Source organism: Acinetobacter sp. 2JN-4, from assembly GCF_003687745.1.
GTDB classification, from domain to species: Bacteria; Pseudomonadota; Gammaproteobacteria; order Pseudomonadales; family Moraxellaceae; genus Acinetobacter; species Acinetobacter halotolerans.
On record NZ_RDNY01000002.1, the window covers coordinates 119,120 to 136,108 of the forward strand.

General features: G+C 41.3%; 15 protein-coding genes. 5 read left to right on the forward strand and 10 right to left on the reverse strand.

Annotated elements, in window-relative coordinates:
- Positions 1 to 247 precede the first annotated feature (247 nt).
- The gene (gene plsB, locus EAH57_RS03490) at positions 248 to 2,803 is read left to right on the forward strand and encodes a glycerol-3-phosphate 1-O-acyltransferase PlsB (RefSeq protein WP_121928853.1); all 2,556 of its coding nucleotides are present in this window, start codon (positions 248 to 250) and stop codon (positions 2,801 to 2,803) included.
- 44 nt (positions 2,804 to 2,847) lie between these two features.
- On the opposite strand, the gene EAH57_RS03495 is transcribed toward plsB, so the two are convergent.
- Positions 2,848 to 3,828: a putative solute-binding protein gene (locus EAH57_RS03495; RefSeq protein ID WP_121928854.1), complete on the reverse strand. Its 981-nt coding sequence runs from the start codon at positions 3,826 to 3,828 to the stop codon at positions 2,848 to 2,850.
- 128 nt (positions 3,829 to 3,956) lie between these two features.
- On the reverse strand, positions 3,957 to 4,772 hold the full coding sequence (locus EAH57_RS03500) for an NAD-dependent epimerase/dehydratase family protein (protein WP_121928855.1): 816 nt from the start codon (positions 4,770 to 4,772) through the stop codon (positions 3,957 to 3,959).
- Positions 4,773 to 4,790: 18 nt separating this feature from the next.
- Here EAH57_RS03500 and recG point away from each other — a divergent pair, with 18 nt between their 5' ends.
- On the forward strand, positions 4,791 to 6,836 hold the full coding sequence (gene recG, locus EAH57_RS03505; protein WP_121928856.1) for an ATP-dependent DNA helicase RecG: 2,046 nt from the start codon (positions 4,791 to 4,793) through the stop codon (positions 6,834 to 6,836).
- A complete protein-coding gene (locus EAH57_RS03510; RefSeq protein ID WP_121929124.1) occupies positions 6,829 to 7,515 on the forward strand; it encodes a ComF family protein in 687 nt (228 codons plus the stop codon). Before recG ends, EAH57_RS03510 begins: the two co-directional genes overlap by 8 nt.
- Here EAH57_RS03510 and EAH57_RS03515 read toward each other — a convergent pair.
- Positions 7,469 to 7,864, reverse strand: a complete 396-nt coding sequence (locus EAH57_RS03515) for an NUDIX hydrolase (protein WP_171407367.1) — start codon at positions 7,862 to 7,864, stop codon at positions 7,469 to 7,471. The two genes, EAH57_RS03510 and EAH57_RS03515, sit on opposite strands and share 47 nt — an antisense overlap.
- A 378-nt stretch (positions 7,865 to 8,242) precedes the next feature.
- On the opposite strand from EAH57_RS03515, the gene EAH57_RS03520 reads away from it, so the two are divergent.
- On the forward strand, positions 8,243 to 9,259 hold the full coding sequence (locus tag EAH57_RS03520) for a CorA family divalent cation transporter (protein ID WP_004673037.1): 1,017 nt from the start codon (positions 8,243 to 8,245) through the stop codon (positions 9,257 to 9,259).
- A 1-nt stretch (position 9,260) separates the two neighbouring features.
- Complete coding sequence (locus tag EAH57_RS03525; protein ID WP_121928858.1) at positions 9,261 to 9,812, forward strand: hypothetical protein; 552 nt, start codon at positions 9,261 to 9,263, stop codon at positions 9,810 to 9,812.
- 50 nt (positions 9,813 to 9,862) lie between these two features.
- Here the strand turns inward: EAH57_RS03525 and EAH57_RS03530 are convergent, their stop codons facing one another.
- The 7 genes from EAH57_RS03530 to EAH57_RS03565 all read right to left on the reverse strand — a co-directional run bounded on the left by EAH57_RS03530 (position 9,863) and on the right by EAH57_RS03565 (position 16,922).
- A complete protein-coding gene (locus EAH57_RS03530; protein ID WP_005193728.1) occupies positions 9,863 to 10,150 on the reverse strand; it encodes an STAS domain-containing protein in 288 nt (95 codons plus the stop codon).
- A gap of 11 nt (positions 10,151 to 10,161) precedes the next feature.
- Positions 10,162 to 10,794: an MlaC/ttg2D family ABC transporter substrate-binding protein gene (locus EAH57_RS03535; protein ID WP_121928859.1), complete on the reverse strand. Its 633-nt coding sequence runs from the start codon at positions 10,792 to 10,794 to the stop codon at positions 10,162 to 10,164.
- Positions 10,795 to 10,815: 21 nt separating this feature from the next.
- Positions 10,816 to 11,478: an outer membrane lipid asymmetry maintenance protein MlaD gene (locus tag EAH57_RS03540; RefSeq protein ID WP_121928860.1), complete on the reverse strand. Its 663-nt coding sequence runs from the start codon at positions 11,476 to 11,478 to the stop codon at positions 10,816 to 10,818.
- A complete protein-coding gene (gene mlaE / locus EAH57_RS03545; protein WP_121928861.1) occupies positions 11,478 to 12,254 on the reverse strand; it encodes a lipid asymmetry maintenance ABC transporter permease subunit MlaE in 777 nt (258 codons plus the stop codon). The genes EAH57_RS03540 and mlaE overlap by 1 nt, the downstream gene beginning before the upstream one ends.
- Positions 12,251 to 13,069: an ABC transporter ATP-binding protein gene (locus tag EAH57_RS03550; protein WP_005193731.1), complete on the reverse strand. Its 819-nt coding sequence runs from the start codon at positions 13,067 to 13,069 to the stop codon at positions 12,251 to 12,253. Before EAH57_RS03550 ends, mlaE begins: the two co-directional genes overlap by 4 nt.
- 406 nt (positions 13,070 to 13,475) lie before the next feature.
- The gene (locus EAH57_RS03560) at positions 13,476 to 15,464 is read right to left on the reverse strand and encodes a DEAD/DEAH box helicase (RefSeq protein WP_004673051.1); all 1,989 of its coding nucleotides are present in this window, start codon (positions 15,462 to 15,464) and stop codon (positions 13,476 to 13,478) included.
- Positions 15,465 to 16,091: 627 nt separating this feature from the next.
- The gene (locus EAH57_RS03565) at positions 16,092 to 16,922 is read right to left on the reverse strand and encodes an inositol monophosphatase family protein (RefSeq protein WP_121928862.1); all 831 of its coding nucleotides are present in this window, start codon (positions 16,920 to 16,922) and stop codon (positions 16,092 to 16,094) included.
- Positions 16,923 to 16,989: the final 67 nt, after the last annotated feature.

Genomic DNA, 16,989 nt, shown 5'->3' on the forward strand with positions numbered 1-16,989 from the left:
AACTTAGGGCGGAGCAAGAATAATCATCTTAATCGAGATTAGTCGATTAATATAGATTGTAGCCAAGATAAAATGATTTACCCATCGCATTATTATATTTATACCCGCTAAAAATACGATTTTTAACGATAAAATCTACCAAATACGCTATATTTTGTCAGAAAATAGCATACCGTTTTATGTCAGAATACAGCAGAATGTCGTGTTCATCATGACTTGATGTTAGGGTTATATTTAGGAGTTCGTAATGTCCAAGACAGGATTTGGTCAAATGTATCGTCAACTTTCGAGTAAGTTACTTGACCTTGTGGTAACCCCGCATGTTCTTGGTGAAGTTCCTGTAGAATCCACCACAACAGAACAAAGCCCAGCCGATCCAAATAAAATCGTATGCTATGTATTACAAAATTATTCGCATAGTAATGCGCTGGTGGTCGATGGTGAGACGCGTCGCCTTAAGCTGAAACCTGCGCTAGATCCTTTGAGTTTTGGCAACTATCAAGAAAAAAATTCAGTCCTTTTTTTACATCAGAACGATAATATTTTCTTCAATACCCAAACTTATCCTCCGCGCTTATTAAAACTGATCGAAGCCCTTGAGCAAAATCCTGACATTGAAGTTCAATTGATCCCTGTGACCGTACTTTGGGGACGCTCTCCAGATAAAGAAGATTCTTGGTTCAAATTATTATTTTCAGATACTTGGGCAACACCGAGTACAGTAAAGCAACTGGTCAATATTGGCTTACATGGTCGTCAATCCTACTTAGAATTCCATGACCCCCAATGTTTACGTGAATTGGTCGATTACGCCAAAACACAGCATCCAAATATTTCTCCTGCAACGTATATTGCAAGCTCACTCGATACTTATCTAGATCAACAACGTGAAGTTGTGCTCGGTCCTGATTTGTCTGATCGCCGCAATGTCATGCAGTCCGTGGTCAAAGCACCAGATGTGCAAGATGCGATTCGCCGTGAAAGCATCCATCATAAAATCAGCATGCTAGAGGCTGAACGTCGTGCCATTGGTTATGTCAATGAAATCGTTTCAGACTATTCTGCTTCCGCTGTGCGTTTTGCCGATATGGCGCTGACACGGTTATGGACGCAACTCTATGACGGTGTTGAAGTACATAACTTTAGTACCGTGCGTGAGCTGGCAAAAGATTATGAAATTATCTATACCCCATGTCATCGTAGCCATATCGACTATTTATTATTGTCCTATGTGATTTATAAACGCGGCTTGATGATTCCATATATCGCTGCGGGTGATAATTTAAATATGCCGTTTGTGGGGCAGTTATTACGTGGTGGTGGCGCATTCTTTATTCGCCGCTCTTTCCGCGGTAATGCACTTTACACATCTGTATTTAAAGAATATTTATATAGCATTTTATCTCGTAACACACCGATCGAATACTTTATTGAAGGCGGACGTTCCCGTACAGGACGTTTACTTCCACCTAAAACAGGCATGTTGGCAATGACCATTCAAGGTCACCTTCGTGGACCTGCCAAACCGATCGTATTCTTACCTACTTATATTGGCTATGAACGCTTGATGGAAGGCGCGACCTACGTTGGTGAAATGCAAGGTAAACCAAAAGAAGCTGAATCTATTTTTGGTATCTTAAAAACCTTACGTAAAATTGAAAGAATCTTCGGTAAAGTTCATGTCAACTTTGGTGAACCTGTTTTCTTGGATGATATTTTAAAACAGCATCAAGCAGACAATGTTCACGTCGAAAAAAATGATGCGCCTATTTCAGCCGAAATATCTAATGTGGTTGCAAGCTCTGCCAATCTGATTTTAGAAAACATCAACCGTGCTGTAGTTGTTAACCCTGTTTCATTGCTTTCTTTGGTGTTATTGGCGACACCAAAACATACGCTAGACGAGGAAATCTGTATAAAACAGCTCGATATCTACCGAGACCTCGTCACCCAACAGCCTTATGATGAACGTACCCAAGTGACATCATTATCAGGTAAAGAAATCATTGCTTATGGTTTAAAACTTAAACTGATCAAACGTGTTCAGCATGTCTTGGGCGATATTATTGCGATTGAAGATAACCAAGCAGTACTGCTCACCTATTTCCGTAATAATATTTTGCATGCCTTTGTATTGCCGTCTTTGGTTGCGTCATTGGTTGAGCATAACGGTAAGATTAATAAATCAGATCTTAGCAATGTAATTCGTACCTTGTATCCGTTCTTAAAAGCCGAGCTATTTATGAAATGGCAGCCATCTGAACTACAGCAACACATTGATAGTTATATCGATGCGCTGGTTGAGCTAGGTCTGATTTTCCAAGATCATGATGACAACTTGCTGAGCCCTACACCAAATAGTGAAGAGCATCAAAAGCTTTTAACTTTGGCGATGCCAGTGAAACAAAGTTTAGAACGCTACTACATGACGCTTGCCCTGATTACACAACGTGGTTCTGGCAATATTTCGACCAAGCAAGTTGAAGAGTTAAGTCATTTATTAGGTCAGCGCTTATCTGTGCTTTATGAATTCAACTCACCAGAATTCTTTGATAAATCTCTTTTCCAAAGTTTTATTAAAGTCTTAACGCAGCAAAATTATATTCGCAATAATGAACAAGGTTTCATTGAATATGATGATAACTTCAGCGAAATGGCTGCAGGTGCGCGACTTGTCTTAGATGAAACCACCTTACAAATGTTGCAACACATCACCACATTCAGTGATGAAGAACTTGCAACTGCTTTAGAAGCAATGGCATCACAACAAGCCAAACGTCGCCTCAAACGTAAAAAAGCTTAAAAGCAAAAACAATAACGGCAACTTCGGTTGCCGTTATTGTTTATCTATCTCCGACATTCGATGTATTTGGGTTCATCCAAACACCGTAAACGTTTGATTAGTTCAACAAAATAAGCATCATAATAGCCAGATGCCACAAAACGATTACGAATTCGCATTACCAAAGCATCATAACCTTGCTTTTCATAAGCTGAAATGTCCGCCCAATAATACGCAGGCAATTGATTTTCCCATTGAATTGCTTGTGCAGCCAACACATGGCTATTTTTGACAAACCAAGTTCGAATATTCTGACCAAAACCCGCTGGATATCCCTGAGGGCGGATCACAATATTGACAGCAAAATAAGCTAATGGGAAATTGACTACTTGGGTCGCTTCACCAAATTCCTTCTTGAGGTTATATGGCAACACGCCATAAGCTGGCGCACCTAAGATATCAATTTTCTTCTGTTTGAATAAATCTATGGCATTGGCAAAATCCACATAAACAGGTTTTGCGCCCACACTTTTCGCCAATGCTAGTTGCGGTGGATTATCCACCAAAATCCCAATAGTCTTATTCTTAAGTTGAGAGACTTTCTGAATCTTCTGGGTATTCATGATCATATAGACCGTACCGATTGGAATCATGCCAACCACTTCATACTCGGAACCAATCATACGTTTTTCGACATTCGAATTGGTAAACAGCTGTATAAACACACGTGCCGTACGATTATTTGGAATGAGACCAATACCACTGGTGCTCCCCATAAATTGATTATAACGATAGGTATTAAAATTCGATGCGACCAAACCCGAACATTCTTTTTGATCAAATGCATGAATCGCCTCGTTTTCATTTTTGAAAGTTTTAAATTTCAATTGGACTTGGCTATGTTGCGCATATAATCGAATATCATGTAAACGGCGACTAATATCCCCCTGTGTACTCAAAGGATCAAATACACACCATACCTTTTCACTCGCCCAACTCATTGTCGTCATTAAGCCAAGTAACATCGAGCAAATTATTTTTTTCATATATACCCCTTAATGTCTTAGCGCAATCCATGTGCACATATCGGCTTCAATGAGCCCTGTACTCACAGATATTAAAAATCAAGAATCCCATCCAAAAAGAACAACTACGTCACATTTTAATCAAAATTTCATTTATTACTATGTGCCAATAGCGCCTCAGCATAGTCATTAAAGCAAATCAAATGGTCAAATTTAAAAGATGTTCTCGTCAGTCTCGTCGCATAAATTCGCTTGCCCGTATGTTGTTTAGATACAAGCTGTAAAGGAGGTAAATCAAGTTGTTGCTGAAACCAAAGTAGAATTTCATGCATCGGTAAAGGAATATTGTTGCTGACAATATAACTGGATTCTACTTCTGGAAGATCAGCTAACATAGCCAAAAACTTGGCTAAGTCATCGATATGAATCCGATTACTATAATGAACTGTAGGATAAGTAAGCGTCTGTTGTGCCAGTTTTTTTAATCGAACAATCGATATTCCGTAAATTCCCGCTGGTCGAACGATGATACTGTGTTGTGGATAGTATGCTTGCCATAGAAGCTCCATTTTACGCAGCAAATGCCCTTGCTCATCCGCAGGTTGAATCAACGTCTCGTCGTCGATTCGCTCACCAGCACTTTCCCCATAGACCCGAGTTGAAGAAACGATAATGATGCGTTGTACTGGATGTGATTTTAAAGCCCGAACAATCGGCTCAACACTATCAACATACGTCTGTTGATAAGCATCAACGCCACTTTGAGATGGTGCGAGAATCACGTAAACCACATCAATTGGACGAAATGCTGTTAAATCAAGTCGCTGCACGTCTTGAATAGCATGAGTCGCATAACAATCTGTTTTTTCACTGCGACTAATTGTGCTAATGTGGTGACCACACTCAAATAAGTGTTTAGCGACACGCTGAGATGTTTTACCATAACCAATAAATAAAATATGCATACATGTCCTTGATCAAATATGAGTTCAGTCCAGCAGTTACAAGGCGTTGGTGCTAGCGCAGCAACCTTATTAGAAAAGCTTCATATTTTTAGCACGGATGATTTATTGTTTCATCTTCCCCGTGACTATGAAGATCGTAGCACGATTATTCCGATGAATCAGTTGGTTGTTGGACGCAGCTATTTGCTTGAAGGTGAGGTCAGATCCGTCGATTTCCCACCGGGAAAGAAAAAATCCCTTGCCGCTTTATTGCAAGATGATTTCGGCAAAGTTACTTTGCGTTTTTATCATATCTATAAAGGCTTAACAGATCGCATCCAAATGGGTGCTCGATTACGTATCTTTGGTGAAGTGCGCGTTGGTGCCCGTGGTTTAGAACTGTATCACCCCGAAATCCAAGTCATCCACCAGCATACCGCATTGCCTCAAACGCAGCTCACCGCGATTTATCCAAGTACTGAAGGTCTGACACAACCAAAGTTACGTGAATATGTTCGTCAGGCTTTAAAACATCATAGTGATGATCTGCCTGAACTGCTACCGAGTAAATACAGCAATGGCTATGAACTCAAACAAGCGCTACATTACATTCATGAACCGCCGATTGATGCCAATATGCTGCAACTCAATCAAGGCTCACATCCCGCACAGCAACGCTTAATCTTTGAAGAATTAGTGGCTCACCAGATTAGTTTACTTACTCGTCGTGCTTTTATTCGACAGATCGCTGCGCCACGTTTTAGCAGCAGCAAAGTTCTAGCAAAAAAACTCTTAGAAGCGCTCCCCTTTCAAATGACCAATGCGCAAAAACGCGTTTCTAAAGAAATTTTACAAGATCTAAAACAAGATCAACCAATGTTACGCTTAGTTCAAGGCGATGTCGGTGCAGGTAAAACCTTAGTCGCTGCAGTAGCGGCCTGTCATGCGCTAGAAGCAGATTGGCAAGTGGCATTGATGGCGCCAACTGAAATCTTAGCTGAACAGCATTATTTGAACTTTAAACGTTGGTTCGAGCCGTTGGGTATTCAAGTTGCATGGCTATCGGGCAAACAGAAAGGCAAAGCACGTACGCACGCCGAACAACAGATTAAAGAAGGACATTCGCAGCTCATCGTCGGCACACATGCGCTATTCCAAGACAATGTTGAGTTTTCCAAACTTGGCTTAGTAATCATTGATGAACAACATCGCTTCGGCGTGGATCAGCGCCTTGCACTTAGAAATAAAGGCGTAGATCAATTTACGCCACATCAGTTGGTCATGACGGCAACCCCTATTCCCCGTACCCTCGCCATGAGTGCTTATGGTGATTTAGATACATCGGTTATTGATGAACTGCCACCAGGACGTACACCGATTCAAACCGTTACTATTCCACTGGATCGTCGTGAACAAGTCCTACAACGAATCGCAACCAATTGCCGCGAAGGTAAACAAGCCTATTGGGTCTGTACCTTGGTTGAGCAATCTGAGACCTTAGATGCGCAAGCCGCAGAAGCTACCTATCAAGAAATTAGAGAACGCTTTTCCGATATAAATATCGGACTGGTGCATGGAAAAATGAAAGCCGATGAGAAGCAATCAGTCATGCAAGCCTTTAAAGACAACCAACTACAACTGCTCATTGCCACTACTGTCATCGAGGTTGGTGTGGACGTTCCCAATGCATCGATTATGGTGATTGAAAATGCAGAACGTTTAGGACTTTCACAACTCCACCAACTCCGTGGTCGCGTGGGACGTGGCGCCACTGCGAGTTTCTGCGCATTATTGTACAAAGTCCCTTTGTCGCAAAATGGTCAGGAGCGGCTTTCTATTTTGCGTGAAAGTAATGATGGTTTCGTGATTGCTGAAAAAGACTTAGAAATACGGGGGCCTGGCGAGCTATTAGGTACCAAACAAACTGGTGATATGGGCTTTCGTGTTGCAAGCTTAGAACGTGATGACCACCTACTAACTCAAGCACACTACGTTGCGGAACAAATTTTAAAAGATTACCCACAACACGCAGCAGGATTACTCAAACGCTGGTTACCTAAAGCACCGCGTTATGCCTATGTTTAAATCTCTCAGTACACACGCACAACAACTTTTTGATTATGTGACGCCATGTAGTCTATGTGAGGTCGGCATCAAGCAACATTTCGGTGTTTGTCAAAGCTGTTGGCAACAATTGCCGTGGTTAAAACAACAAATCCAACGCAATCAACAACAAGTATATGTCGCTTGTCATTATGACTATCCGATCAATCGTATTATTCAACAGTTCAAATATGAGCAAAAATTACAGCATCAAAGATTATTAAATGGTTTGTTGTTACAGCTTCGACTTCCAAAAGTCCACGCAATCGTTCCGATGCCCATTTCAACCGATCGTTTAGTAGAACGAGGTTTCAATCAAACACTACTATTAGCCAAAGCGCTCGGTAAAACATTAAACATCCCTGTTTGGCAACCGATACAGCGCTTGGCACAACATTCGCAAAAAGGATTATCACGCTTAGAAAGATTGGAGAATATTGAACAGCTGTTTGTTGCCAAATCATCCAATACAATTCGCTATAGAACTGTGCTGATTTTAGATGATGTGATGACCACAGGCAGCTCTATCACCGCACTTTCTCAGGCTTTAGAACAACTTGGCTGTCAGAAGATTTATGCCGCATGTCTCGCGGCGGGACAATTAAAAGAACGCTCTAGCTCAATCGATTTTGCTGACACCATGGAATCACCACTTCGCTAGTCAGTGGCGCCAATCGTGTTGCTTGGTCAGTCAAATCAATCCATTTCATCTCAGCAATTTCAGCTGCAATCTGCGGCTTTTGTTTTAATTGAACCGAATAAACATAACTCACCAAAACATGATCTGGCTCATTGGCTGCGGCAGTTTCAAACTGTCCAACAAATTGTTTAATCTCACATTCACAACCAATTTCTTCCAAAATCTCACGCTGAATCGCAAGCTCGGGGGCTTCATTTTCTTCTAATTTACCGCCGACTTGCATAAATGCCTGTGTATTCTGTTTACGAACCAATAATAATTGATTCTGATCGTTCAAGATAATCGCGGCAGCAACAGTAATCGTTTTCAATGAGACTTCCTCGAACATGAGTTTCAATAGCAGGCTATTTTAGATCTCGAAAATGCAGAAAACAACCCAATAAACATGCATGCTCCGCAACGCTATATTTATCCTCATTAAGCTACTTTCTACTCTTATGCCAGCATTAAAGCCATTTAAAAATAAATGAAATCATGACTGCGTGTAGAATGAGCAAAAGAATAGATGAAACTCTCAGTAATAAAATTGTTTTATCCAATTGTCATGCTGCTAAAGTAAGCTACAAAACATGTTTTTTGAGAAAATAACGTTTAGGCAAGTGTTTTTCGTTTCATCCTTGTCTAAAATACACGCTGACTTTCTGTAAAATGCAGAAGGCCTTATATTGACTGCGCGAGGAAAAAAGACATGCTTGAAGCCTTTTATGCCACAGAGCGCGGTAGTCTAGAAGATGCAACAATCAATGGTGGATTTGATCTACACCCAGAGTTGGTTTGGATTGACCTAATTGCGCCATCCCAAGAAGAACAACAATGGGTTCTCGAGGCCTACGATCGCAATCTACCCACCCTAAAATCACTTGAAGACATTTCCTCATCAGCACGTTTTTATCGTGATGATGAAGGTATTTTACATATCAGTACTTACTTTCTCACCAAGAACAAAAATTTCCAGTCAGATCGAGAACAAGAAGATCTTGAAAATACCCTTGCAGCAACCGTACATACAGTTGCTTTCTTGCTTGAGAAAAACCGACTCATCACACTCCGTGGTGAAAAATTAGTCGCATTTCGAGCATTTCGAGCAAGAGCGAGACGTAATGATTATGAGATGGACTATAAAGATCCAGTTTGGATTTTATTAGGCTTATTGGAAGCTAAACTAGATGAACTTTCAGATATCTTAGAAGACACCCACCGTTATCTTGAAGAGTACTCCGCAGAAGTCCTGAATGATCATCACCGTGAACAAATTCTTGATCTTGACGACATGATCACAAACCTCGCGCATCAAGAAGATATGTTGGGAAAAGCACAACTCTGTCTTACAGACTTACGTCGTGTGTTGTCTTTTCTGTCACGTCCACGCGCCTTGGGTAGCCATATATATGATGCAGATATTCGAGAAATGAGTGAGGATGTTCGTTCTTTACTAGAACATAATGCGTTCCTGTTTCAAAAACTTAAATTCTTACTCGATATCACCACTGGTTTTGCAAATACTGAAATGAATGAGACCTTTAAACGTTTCTCAATTTTACCAAGTATGCTTGCGCCACCGATGTTAATTGCCAGTATTTATGGCATGAACACCGATGTTTTGCCTTTTGCGCAAGGGGATACAAGCTTTTGGATTGTGATTACATTGGTTTTAACATTTTTAACTGGACCAACACTTTATTTCCGCTGGAAGAAATGGATTTAGCATGAAAGGCAATTCTCTTTTTTTGAGTATGCCTATTCTAGGATCGATTCTATTCCCTCCAACAGCTTTTGCTTGTGCACCGTATTCACCAGATGACGTGTTTATTGCACGTCTACAAGCTGTTCAGAAGATAGCATCTACAGATCATTACCACTTAACTATAAGTAATTCCCGTTTTATCTTCCAAGGCTTTAGGACATGGATAATGCGTTCAAAGCCGAAACAATGGCAGAGTCAGTTCCCACTTAAAAATATAAAAAAGAATGATTTAATCATTGGTTTAGCCTACGCCCCTAATCAAGATAAACCACAAAACTATACTGTGGGTTCTTTAGCACTGTTACAGTGTCAAAATAATATCCTATCTATAGACCAGCCAATTGTACCGTTCCTAGCGTGGAACCGAAAAAATAATAATTGTCATGATGACCACACCACATCCATAAAATTACTAGATGGTTTTTTAGCATACGATCAATCTTATTATCTCAAAAAATTACACACAAAATATCCAACTTGTCAGGCTCTTTTTTCAGCCTTTCCAAAATCATAAATATAAAAAAAGAGCTTTATAAAAAAGCTCTTTTTTCGATTCATACAATATCAAATCAAAATAAGGTCATCTTCTAAATGACAAGCTTGGATGATTTTCAGCATTTTCTCAGGGACATTTTTAAAATGCAGCCCTTTACTTTCAGGGGTTTGACGCAACCATTGCACTAATACAGCGAGAGACAAGGTGCTGCCCTGTTCAAGCTGAGCAAGATCAACAATCAAAGGAAAATGCTGATGTTGTTGAATATGCGCTAAGCCTGATTGGTAAACCTGCTCTGCATTTTCAAAATCGATCGTCTTAGGAACGATAAGTTGCTGATCAATATACTGAATCACCCTTCACCTACTTATTTTTTAGTGACTGCAGCATCTGCATCAGGTTTAAAAGTTGCAATCGCTTTATTGATGTCACCACCATTACGCTGAACCGTAGCAGCAAACTGATTACGGAATTGCAAACCTAAGTCGATCCCTGCCACATTCACATTACGGATTTTCCATTGATCGCCTTTATCAATCAATTGGAATGATACTGGAATCTTTTCACCATTGTTTAAAAAGTCCAAAGTCACAACTGGATTTTTGCTGTTGCTGACTTTATAAGGACGCATGGTATAACTTTGATTGGTATATTTTGCAAATGCACTACCGTAGTTTTCAATAATCACTTCACGGAAGTTTTTCTCAAACTGAGCACGTTGCGCTGCATTGGTATGCTGATTATTAGCATACGTTCCTAGCACGATACGTGTAAAAGCTTGTGAATCAACAAACGGATCAAGGTTTTGACGAATAATCGTATTAACTAATTTCGGATTATTCTGCAACTTTGCGTGATCTGCTTTTAATCGATTGACTAAACCATCTGCTACACGTTTAACAAAATCAGGGGGCGTCTCTGTCGGAGCTGCAAAAGCTGTAGTTGCAAGCATAGCTGACAATACGCTTGCCGTTAGAGTTTGTTTCAATAATGTGTTCACTTTAAAAACTCCTAAATACGATTATTCAGCAAAAGATGGTTCGGCATCTGACGGTGTTACTGAAGTCTCAGTGCCTGACGCAACTTTGCTTGCACCACCACCCGTAATAAACTTACTGATTAAATCTTCTAGATCCATTGTGCCTTGGGTATTTGAAACCACATCACCACGTTTTAAGTAGTCAACGCCACCACCTGGAATGACTTTCAAATATTTCTCACCCAATAAGCCATTGGTTGCTACCATTATATAAGCATCTTCATCGAGACTGGTAATGGAGGTCATGTTACTGATCAGTTGCTGTTCCATTGCTTTTTGTTTCGTCGCATCAGCTTGCTGATAGTCCGAACTATAGTGCAATTCTTCAAGCGCATTTTGTTGCACTACTTTTAGCTGCTCTGCATTGAAGCTGGTGAGTTTACCATCTAAATCAAATTTGACGGTTGCGAGGCGCGAGACTGGATCAAGTGTAATAGATTCAACACGACCAATCGTTACACCACTCATGGTCACTTTTGCACGTGCTTTTAAACCATTTACGTTGTCAAATTGAGCCGTCATACTATAACTATCACGCAGGTTGGTACCTGCTAAGCCGCTGACTTTCATCGCAAGAAAAAATAAGGCAATACCGAAGATAATGACAAAAACACCAACGGCCAGCTCACTAATACGTGATTTCATTAAATCCCTCCGAACATGACCGCAGTCAACACGAAATCAAAACCTAATACACAAAGTGAAGAATATACGACTGTTCTGGTCATAGATGTCGCGATACCTTCGGGAGTTGGATCACAGGCATAACCTTGATACACCGCCACCCATGTACAAATCAGAGCAAAAACAATACTTTTAATAATGCCATTTACAACATCGTGTCCGAACTGCACACTACTTTGCATACCCCCCCAGAATGAACCTTCATCCACACCGAGGAAATCGACGCCGACCATTTTGCCACCGATAATACCAATCGCAGCAAAAATCACGGTTAACATCGGCAAGCTCACGATCCCTGCCCATAAGCGTGGAGATACAATCTGGCGCAATGGATCAACACCAATCATTTCCATACTGGCCAGTTGCTCACTCTGTTTCATCGAGCCAATTTCAGCCGTCAAAGCTGAGCCTGCACGTCCTGCAAATAACAACGCAGCAACCACAGGTGCAAGTTCACGCAGCAAAGTTAAAGACACCATGGTGCCTAGCATTGCTTCACTGCCGACATTGACCAAAATCGAGTAACCTTGTAAACCCAATACTAAGCCAATAAATAAACCAGAAACTGAGATGATCAATAAAGACATCACCCCAACACGATACATCTGATAAATAAAGCGTTGAAAACCACCTTTCGATGGCATTGAAAATAAAATCTGTAGGAGCATCAGTGACGCAGCACCAATCCCCTTTATTCGCTCAATAACGAGTCTACCTAACCAGGCAATCGCATTCATGGACGAACCTCGTTATCTAAATAAGCTTGGTGAGTAAATTGATATTCGACAGGTCCCTCAACTGAACCTGTTAAAAACTGACGAACAAATGGTGAAGCATGTGTTTTTAATTGTTCAGGTGTACCTTCGCCCTGAATTTTTCCTTCTGCAACCACATAAATGTAATCTGCAATCGACAAAGTCTCTGCCACATCATGCGAAACAATAATTGTGGTTAAATCTAATGCTTCTCGTAGTGAACGAATCAAACGCGTCAAAATCCCTTTCACGATCGGATCTTGGCCTGCAAATGGTTCGTCATACATAATCAATTCAGGATCAAGTGCAATGGCACGTGCTAAAGCAACGCGGCGATTCATCCCGCCCGATAGTTCTGTAGGCATGAGTTGTTCAGCACCGCGTAACCCGACAGACTCAAGCTTTAATGCCACCAACTCTGCAATTAGGTGTTCAGGCAACTTTGTGTGTGCTCGAATCGGAAATGCAACATTTTCATACACAGACATATCTGTAAATAATGCGCCACTTTGAAATAACATTCCCATACGCGCACGTGCAGCGAACAACTCAAGACGTGACATTGATGCAATATTTTTACCATCAAGTAAAACCTTACCTTGATCAGGACTGAGCTGTCCTCCAATCAACCGCAATAAAGTGGTTTTACCCGTACCAGATGGTCCCATAATTGCTGTGATTTGACCACGTCGAATTTTAAGGCTGATATCGTCATAAATGACGCGGTCTCCTCGATTAAAGCTCAAGTTTGTAACTTCAATTAAGGCTTCAGCATCGAGAGGAGATTTGTTATTCATAATGGCATTCATTCCTGCACTTTTTATGCACGCATACTATACACCGAAAGATTAAATCGTTGTTTTTATTTTGATAAGGGATGTATCAAGATGATTTAGTTTATGTAGTTATTCTTTGAATCAACTTCGCTGGTAGTTTGGTGAAAATTCGCATTTAAACGATCGGGATTACTTTGATCAAAAACCGCATAGGCAAAAAATAAACCATTACACAGCATCATAATGACAAAAAGACACGGTAGTCCTTCATTACAGGTAAAAGACCATATTTGATTTAAAAAGCTGTTGTTTTGTTTCATCCTATTCATTTCTTATTCAAAGTTTGAACTAGTGCACATTTTTATTATTTTACATGACTATGCATAAATAAAAAAGCCAGTTTTTCAACTGGCTTCTTTTTTATCAATTAATAATCGTTTTTCCGACGACGGTCACCACCGAAGCCACCTTCACGCGGTGCTGCTGGGCGATCACCAAAATCACGTTTCGGACGATCTTCACCACCGAAAGTACGCTTAGGACGATCTTCACCACCAAAAGTACGTTTTGGACGATCTTCGCCACCGAAAGTACGCTTAGGACGGTCTTCACCACCGAAAGTACGTTTTGGACGATCATCACCACCAAAGCTACGTTTAGGACGGTCACCAAAACCACCTTCACGTGGAGCTGCTGGACGATCACCAAAATCACGCTTAGGACGGTCACCAAAACCACCCTCACGACGTGGTTTATAATCTACACGGTTACCACGGTTGTCATCATTTGATTCAAAACGCGGTTTATCATTGAAACCACCTTCACGACGTGGTGGACGATCACCAAAACCACCCTCACGGCGTGGTGGACGATCACCAAAATCACGCTTAGGACGATCATCTACAGCACCTTCACGGCGTGGACGGTCTGAGTTAAAGTCGCGGCGTGGACGATCTTCGCCACCGAAGCTACGTTGTGGACGATCACCAAACCCACCTTCACGGCGTGGTGGACGATCACCAAAATCACGCTTAGGACGATCATCACCATAAGATGGACGATCACCACGTGGTTTATCATCAAAGCTACGACGTGGACGGTCATCACCACCTTCACGACGTTTGAAGTTGCTTTCGCCTTCAAAACGACGACCGCCGCCACCATTGCCGCTACGACCACGACCAGCACCGCCACCGCCATTACCACTACGACCGCGACCACCACCATCACGACCTGAACGAGCAGGAGGTGGAGATGGCTCTAAACCTTCGATTTCAGAAACACTTAAACGTGCATCTAAATAATCTTCTAAAGCACGGATTTTACCGCGCTCGCGGTAAGTCGCTAAAGTAATTGCTTGACCTGAACGACCTGCACGACCTGTACGACCGATACGGTGTACATAGTCCTCATTTTTCATTGGTAAACCGAAGTTAATTACGTGAGAAATGGTTGGTACGTCTAAACCACGCGCTGCAACATCAGTCGCAACTAAGATTTTTGCACGACCTTCACGGATACTACGTAAACGACGGTTACGAACCGTTTGTGGCATTGCACCGTGCAACGCAACAACAGAATGACCCGCTTCAGCTAACTCTTCAGCAAGCATATCGGTATCTTCTTGCGTGCTCGCAAATACAACTGCTTGATCTACTGATTCATCAGACAACCAATGCGTAAGTAATTTTTTCTTGTGTTCGAAACCATCAGTCCAATGCAATGTTTGAGTAACATCAGTATTGGTACTATGACCAGTTTCGATTGCGATACGTACAGGGTTATTCATCATACGTTCAGCAAGACGAATAATACGATCTGCAAATGTCGCAGAGAACATCAATGTTTGTTTACGATTTGCAGCCAATTCACCAATTGCTTCTAGATCTTCAGAGAAACCTAGATCAAGCATACGGTCTGCTTCATCAACGATTAATGATTCAACTTTATCTAATTTAATTTGACGACGGTTAACAAGATCAAGCAAACGACCAGGCGTTGCAACGACAACTTGCGCACCTTTAAGCTGTTGAATTTGTTTACCAAAAGGCATACCACCCATAATCGCAGCAATACGAACACCTTTCATGTGACGTACCAATGCAATCGCATCTTGACTTACTTGTTGTGCCAACTCACGAGTAGGAGAAATAACTAAAATCGTAGGTTGAGTCACTGCTTTCATACGGTCTTTAAAAGAAGCAAATGCTTCTTCGCCCGCTAAAGAGTTAAGTGTAGGCAATAAAAATGCTGCTGTCTTACCAGAACCTGTCTGGCTAGAAACCAATAAATCTTTTCCTTCTAACGCAGCAGGAATTGCTTGTTCTTGTACAGGAGTTGGGGTTGTAAAACCTAAACCTTCAAGCGCTTGTTGTAAGGTTTCATGTAATGAAAATTCGGCAAAAGTTTTGCTCATAGAGAGTTTCACCCTTGTGGGTGCTCCATTTTAATAAATACAAAAAATAGACATCGGCAACAGGCGGCAAAGCGACTCAAGCTGAAAATAAATGAGATTCAGCGGCGATCCGAATAACGACGATGTGGACTAAACGCACGCTTGATTACTGCTTCAACCTGAAGAATCGCTAAGCGATTTGGGCGCAAGATGTGGTCCTCTCTATGGACAGCGAGCGCAAAATATGAATAGAACAGAATGTTCAGGTAATGAACTGGAATTTCAGTGCGTGGGCGGAGTATAGCAGAAAGTTTAAGAATGTCACGCTTTTTAATTGTTTTTCCTATTAAGTTGTCTTTATTTATCGCCTAACAAGCGATCTTTCAACAAAAATAAGCCATTTATCAGTTATTTAATTAATATACCTTATATACATTATTTATCAATAAGTACTTAGCCTCATGTTTCCAACATCACTCTAACGTTTTGAGCAACCTGTCAGGCCTAACGTCTGTCGAAATAATTCGATATTGTCGTCTTGCCCACGCCACCGGGACCAATAAAATAGATCAGCAATTTATTTCACCTTAATTTTCCGATCTCGCATAAAAAAGCCCTCAAAGTTTGAGGGCTTTTCAGAAATTCGAATTATTTCGCAGCAACACCCCAAGCAGGAACAACTGCTTGCATCAATGGTTTTAACATTTTCAATGAACAAGCAATCACTTGGCCATTTTCAAATGAATCATTACCACCACGAGCATCAACCATCGCACCGCCAGCTTCTTTCACAATCAACTCACCCGCAGCGATATCCCACGGTTTTAAGCCCAACTCAAAGAAACCATCAAAACGACCCGCTGCAACATAAGCCAAATCTAAAGCAGCAGAACCCGCACGGCGGATGTGTGCACCTGCTTTAGTCACAGCCAATAATGAAGCAAAATGTTGTTCAGCATAGGAAACGATTTCTCCATCACGTTGTGCACGGAATGGATGACCAACAGCAAGGGAGGTATTTTCTAAAGTTTCACTTGTATTCACACGAATACGACGTTGATTCATGACCGCGCCGCGACCGCGACTTGCTGAGAATAATTCATCACGTACTGGATCGTAGATCACACCGTGTTGCGTTACGCCTTTGTGTTGTACAGCGATAGAAATACAGAAATGCGGGAAACCATTAATGAAGTTTTGTGTGCCATCTAAAGGATCAATAACCCAACACCAATCAGCATCGTGTCCTTTACCTTCTTGAAATCCAAACTCTTCACCATGAAAACTATGGTTTTTATAACTTTTACGGAGAGTATCGATAGTAAGTTGTTCCAAGTAACGGTCAACACGCGTCACTGGACCATCAATGCCTTTATCTTCAACTTGTAAATCGAGTTTATGACGATTTTGATGTGCCTTTAAAAGCTCTTGACCAACTGTTTGAGCCGCACGCGCAGCCATAACCACCATAGGTTCCATTGAACACCCACTACAAATTTCGAAGATTTTGACAAAGAATAATGCATAAAAGCGCCCACATTCTATC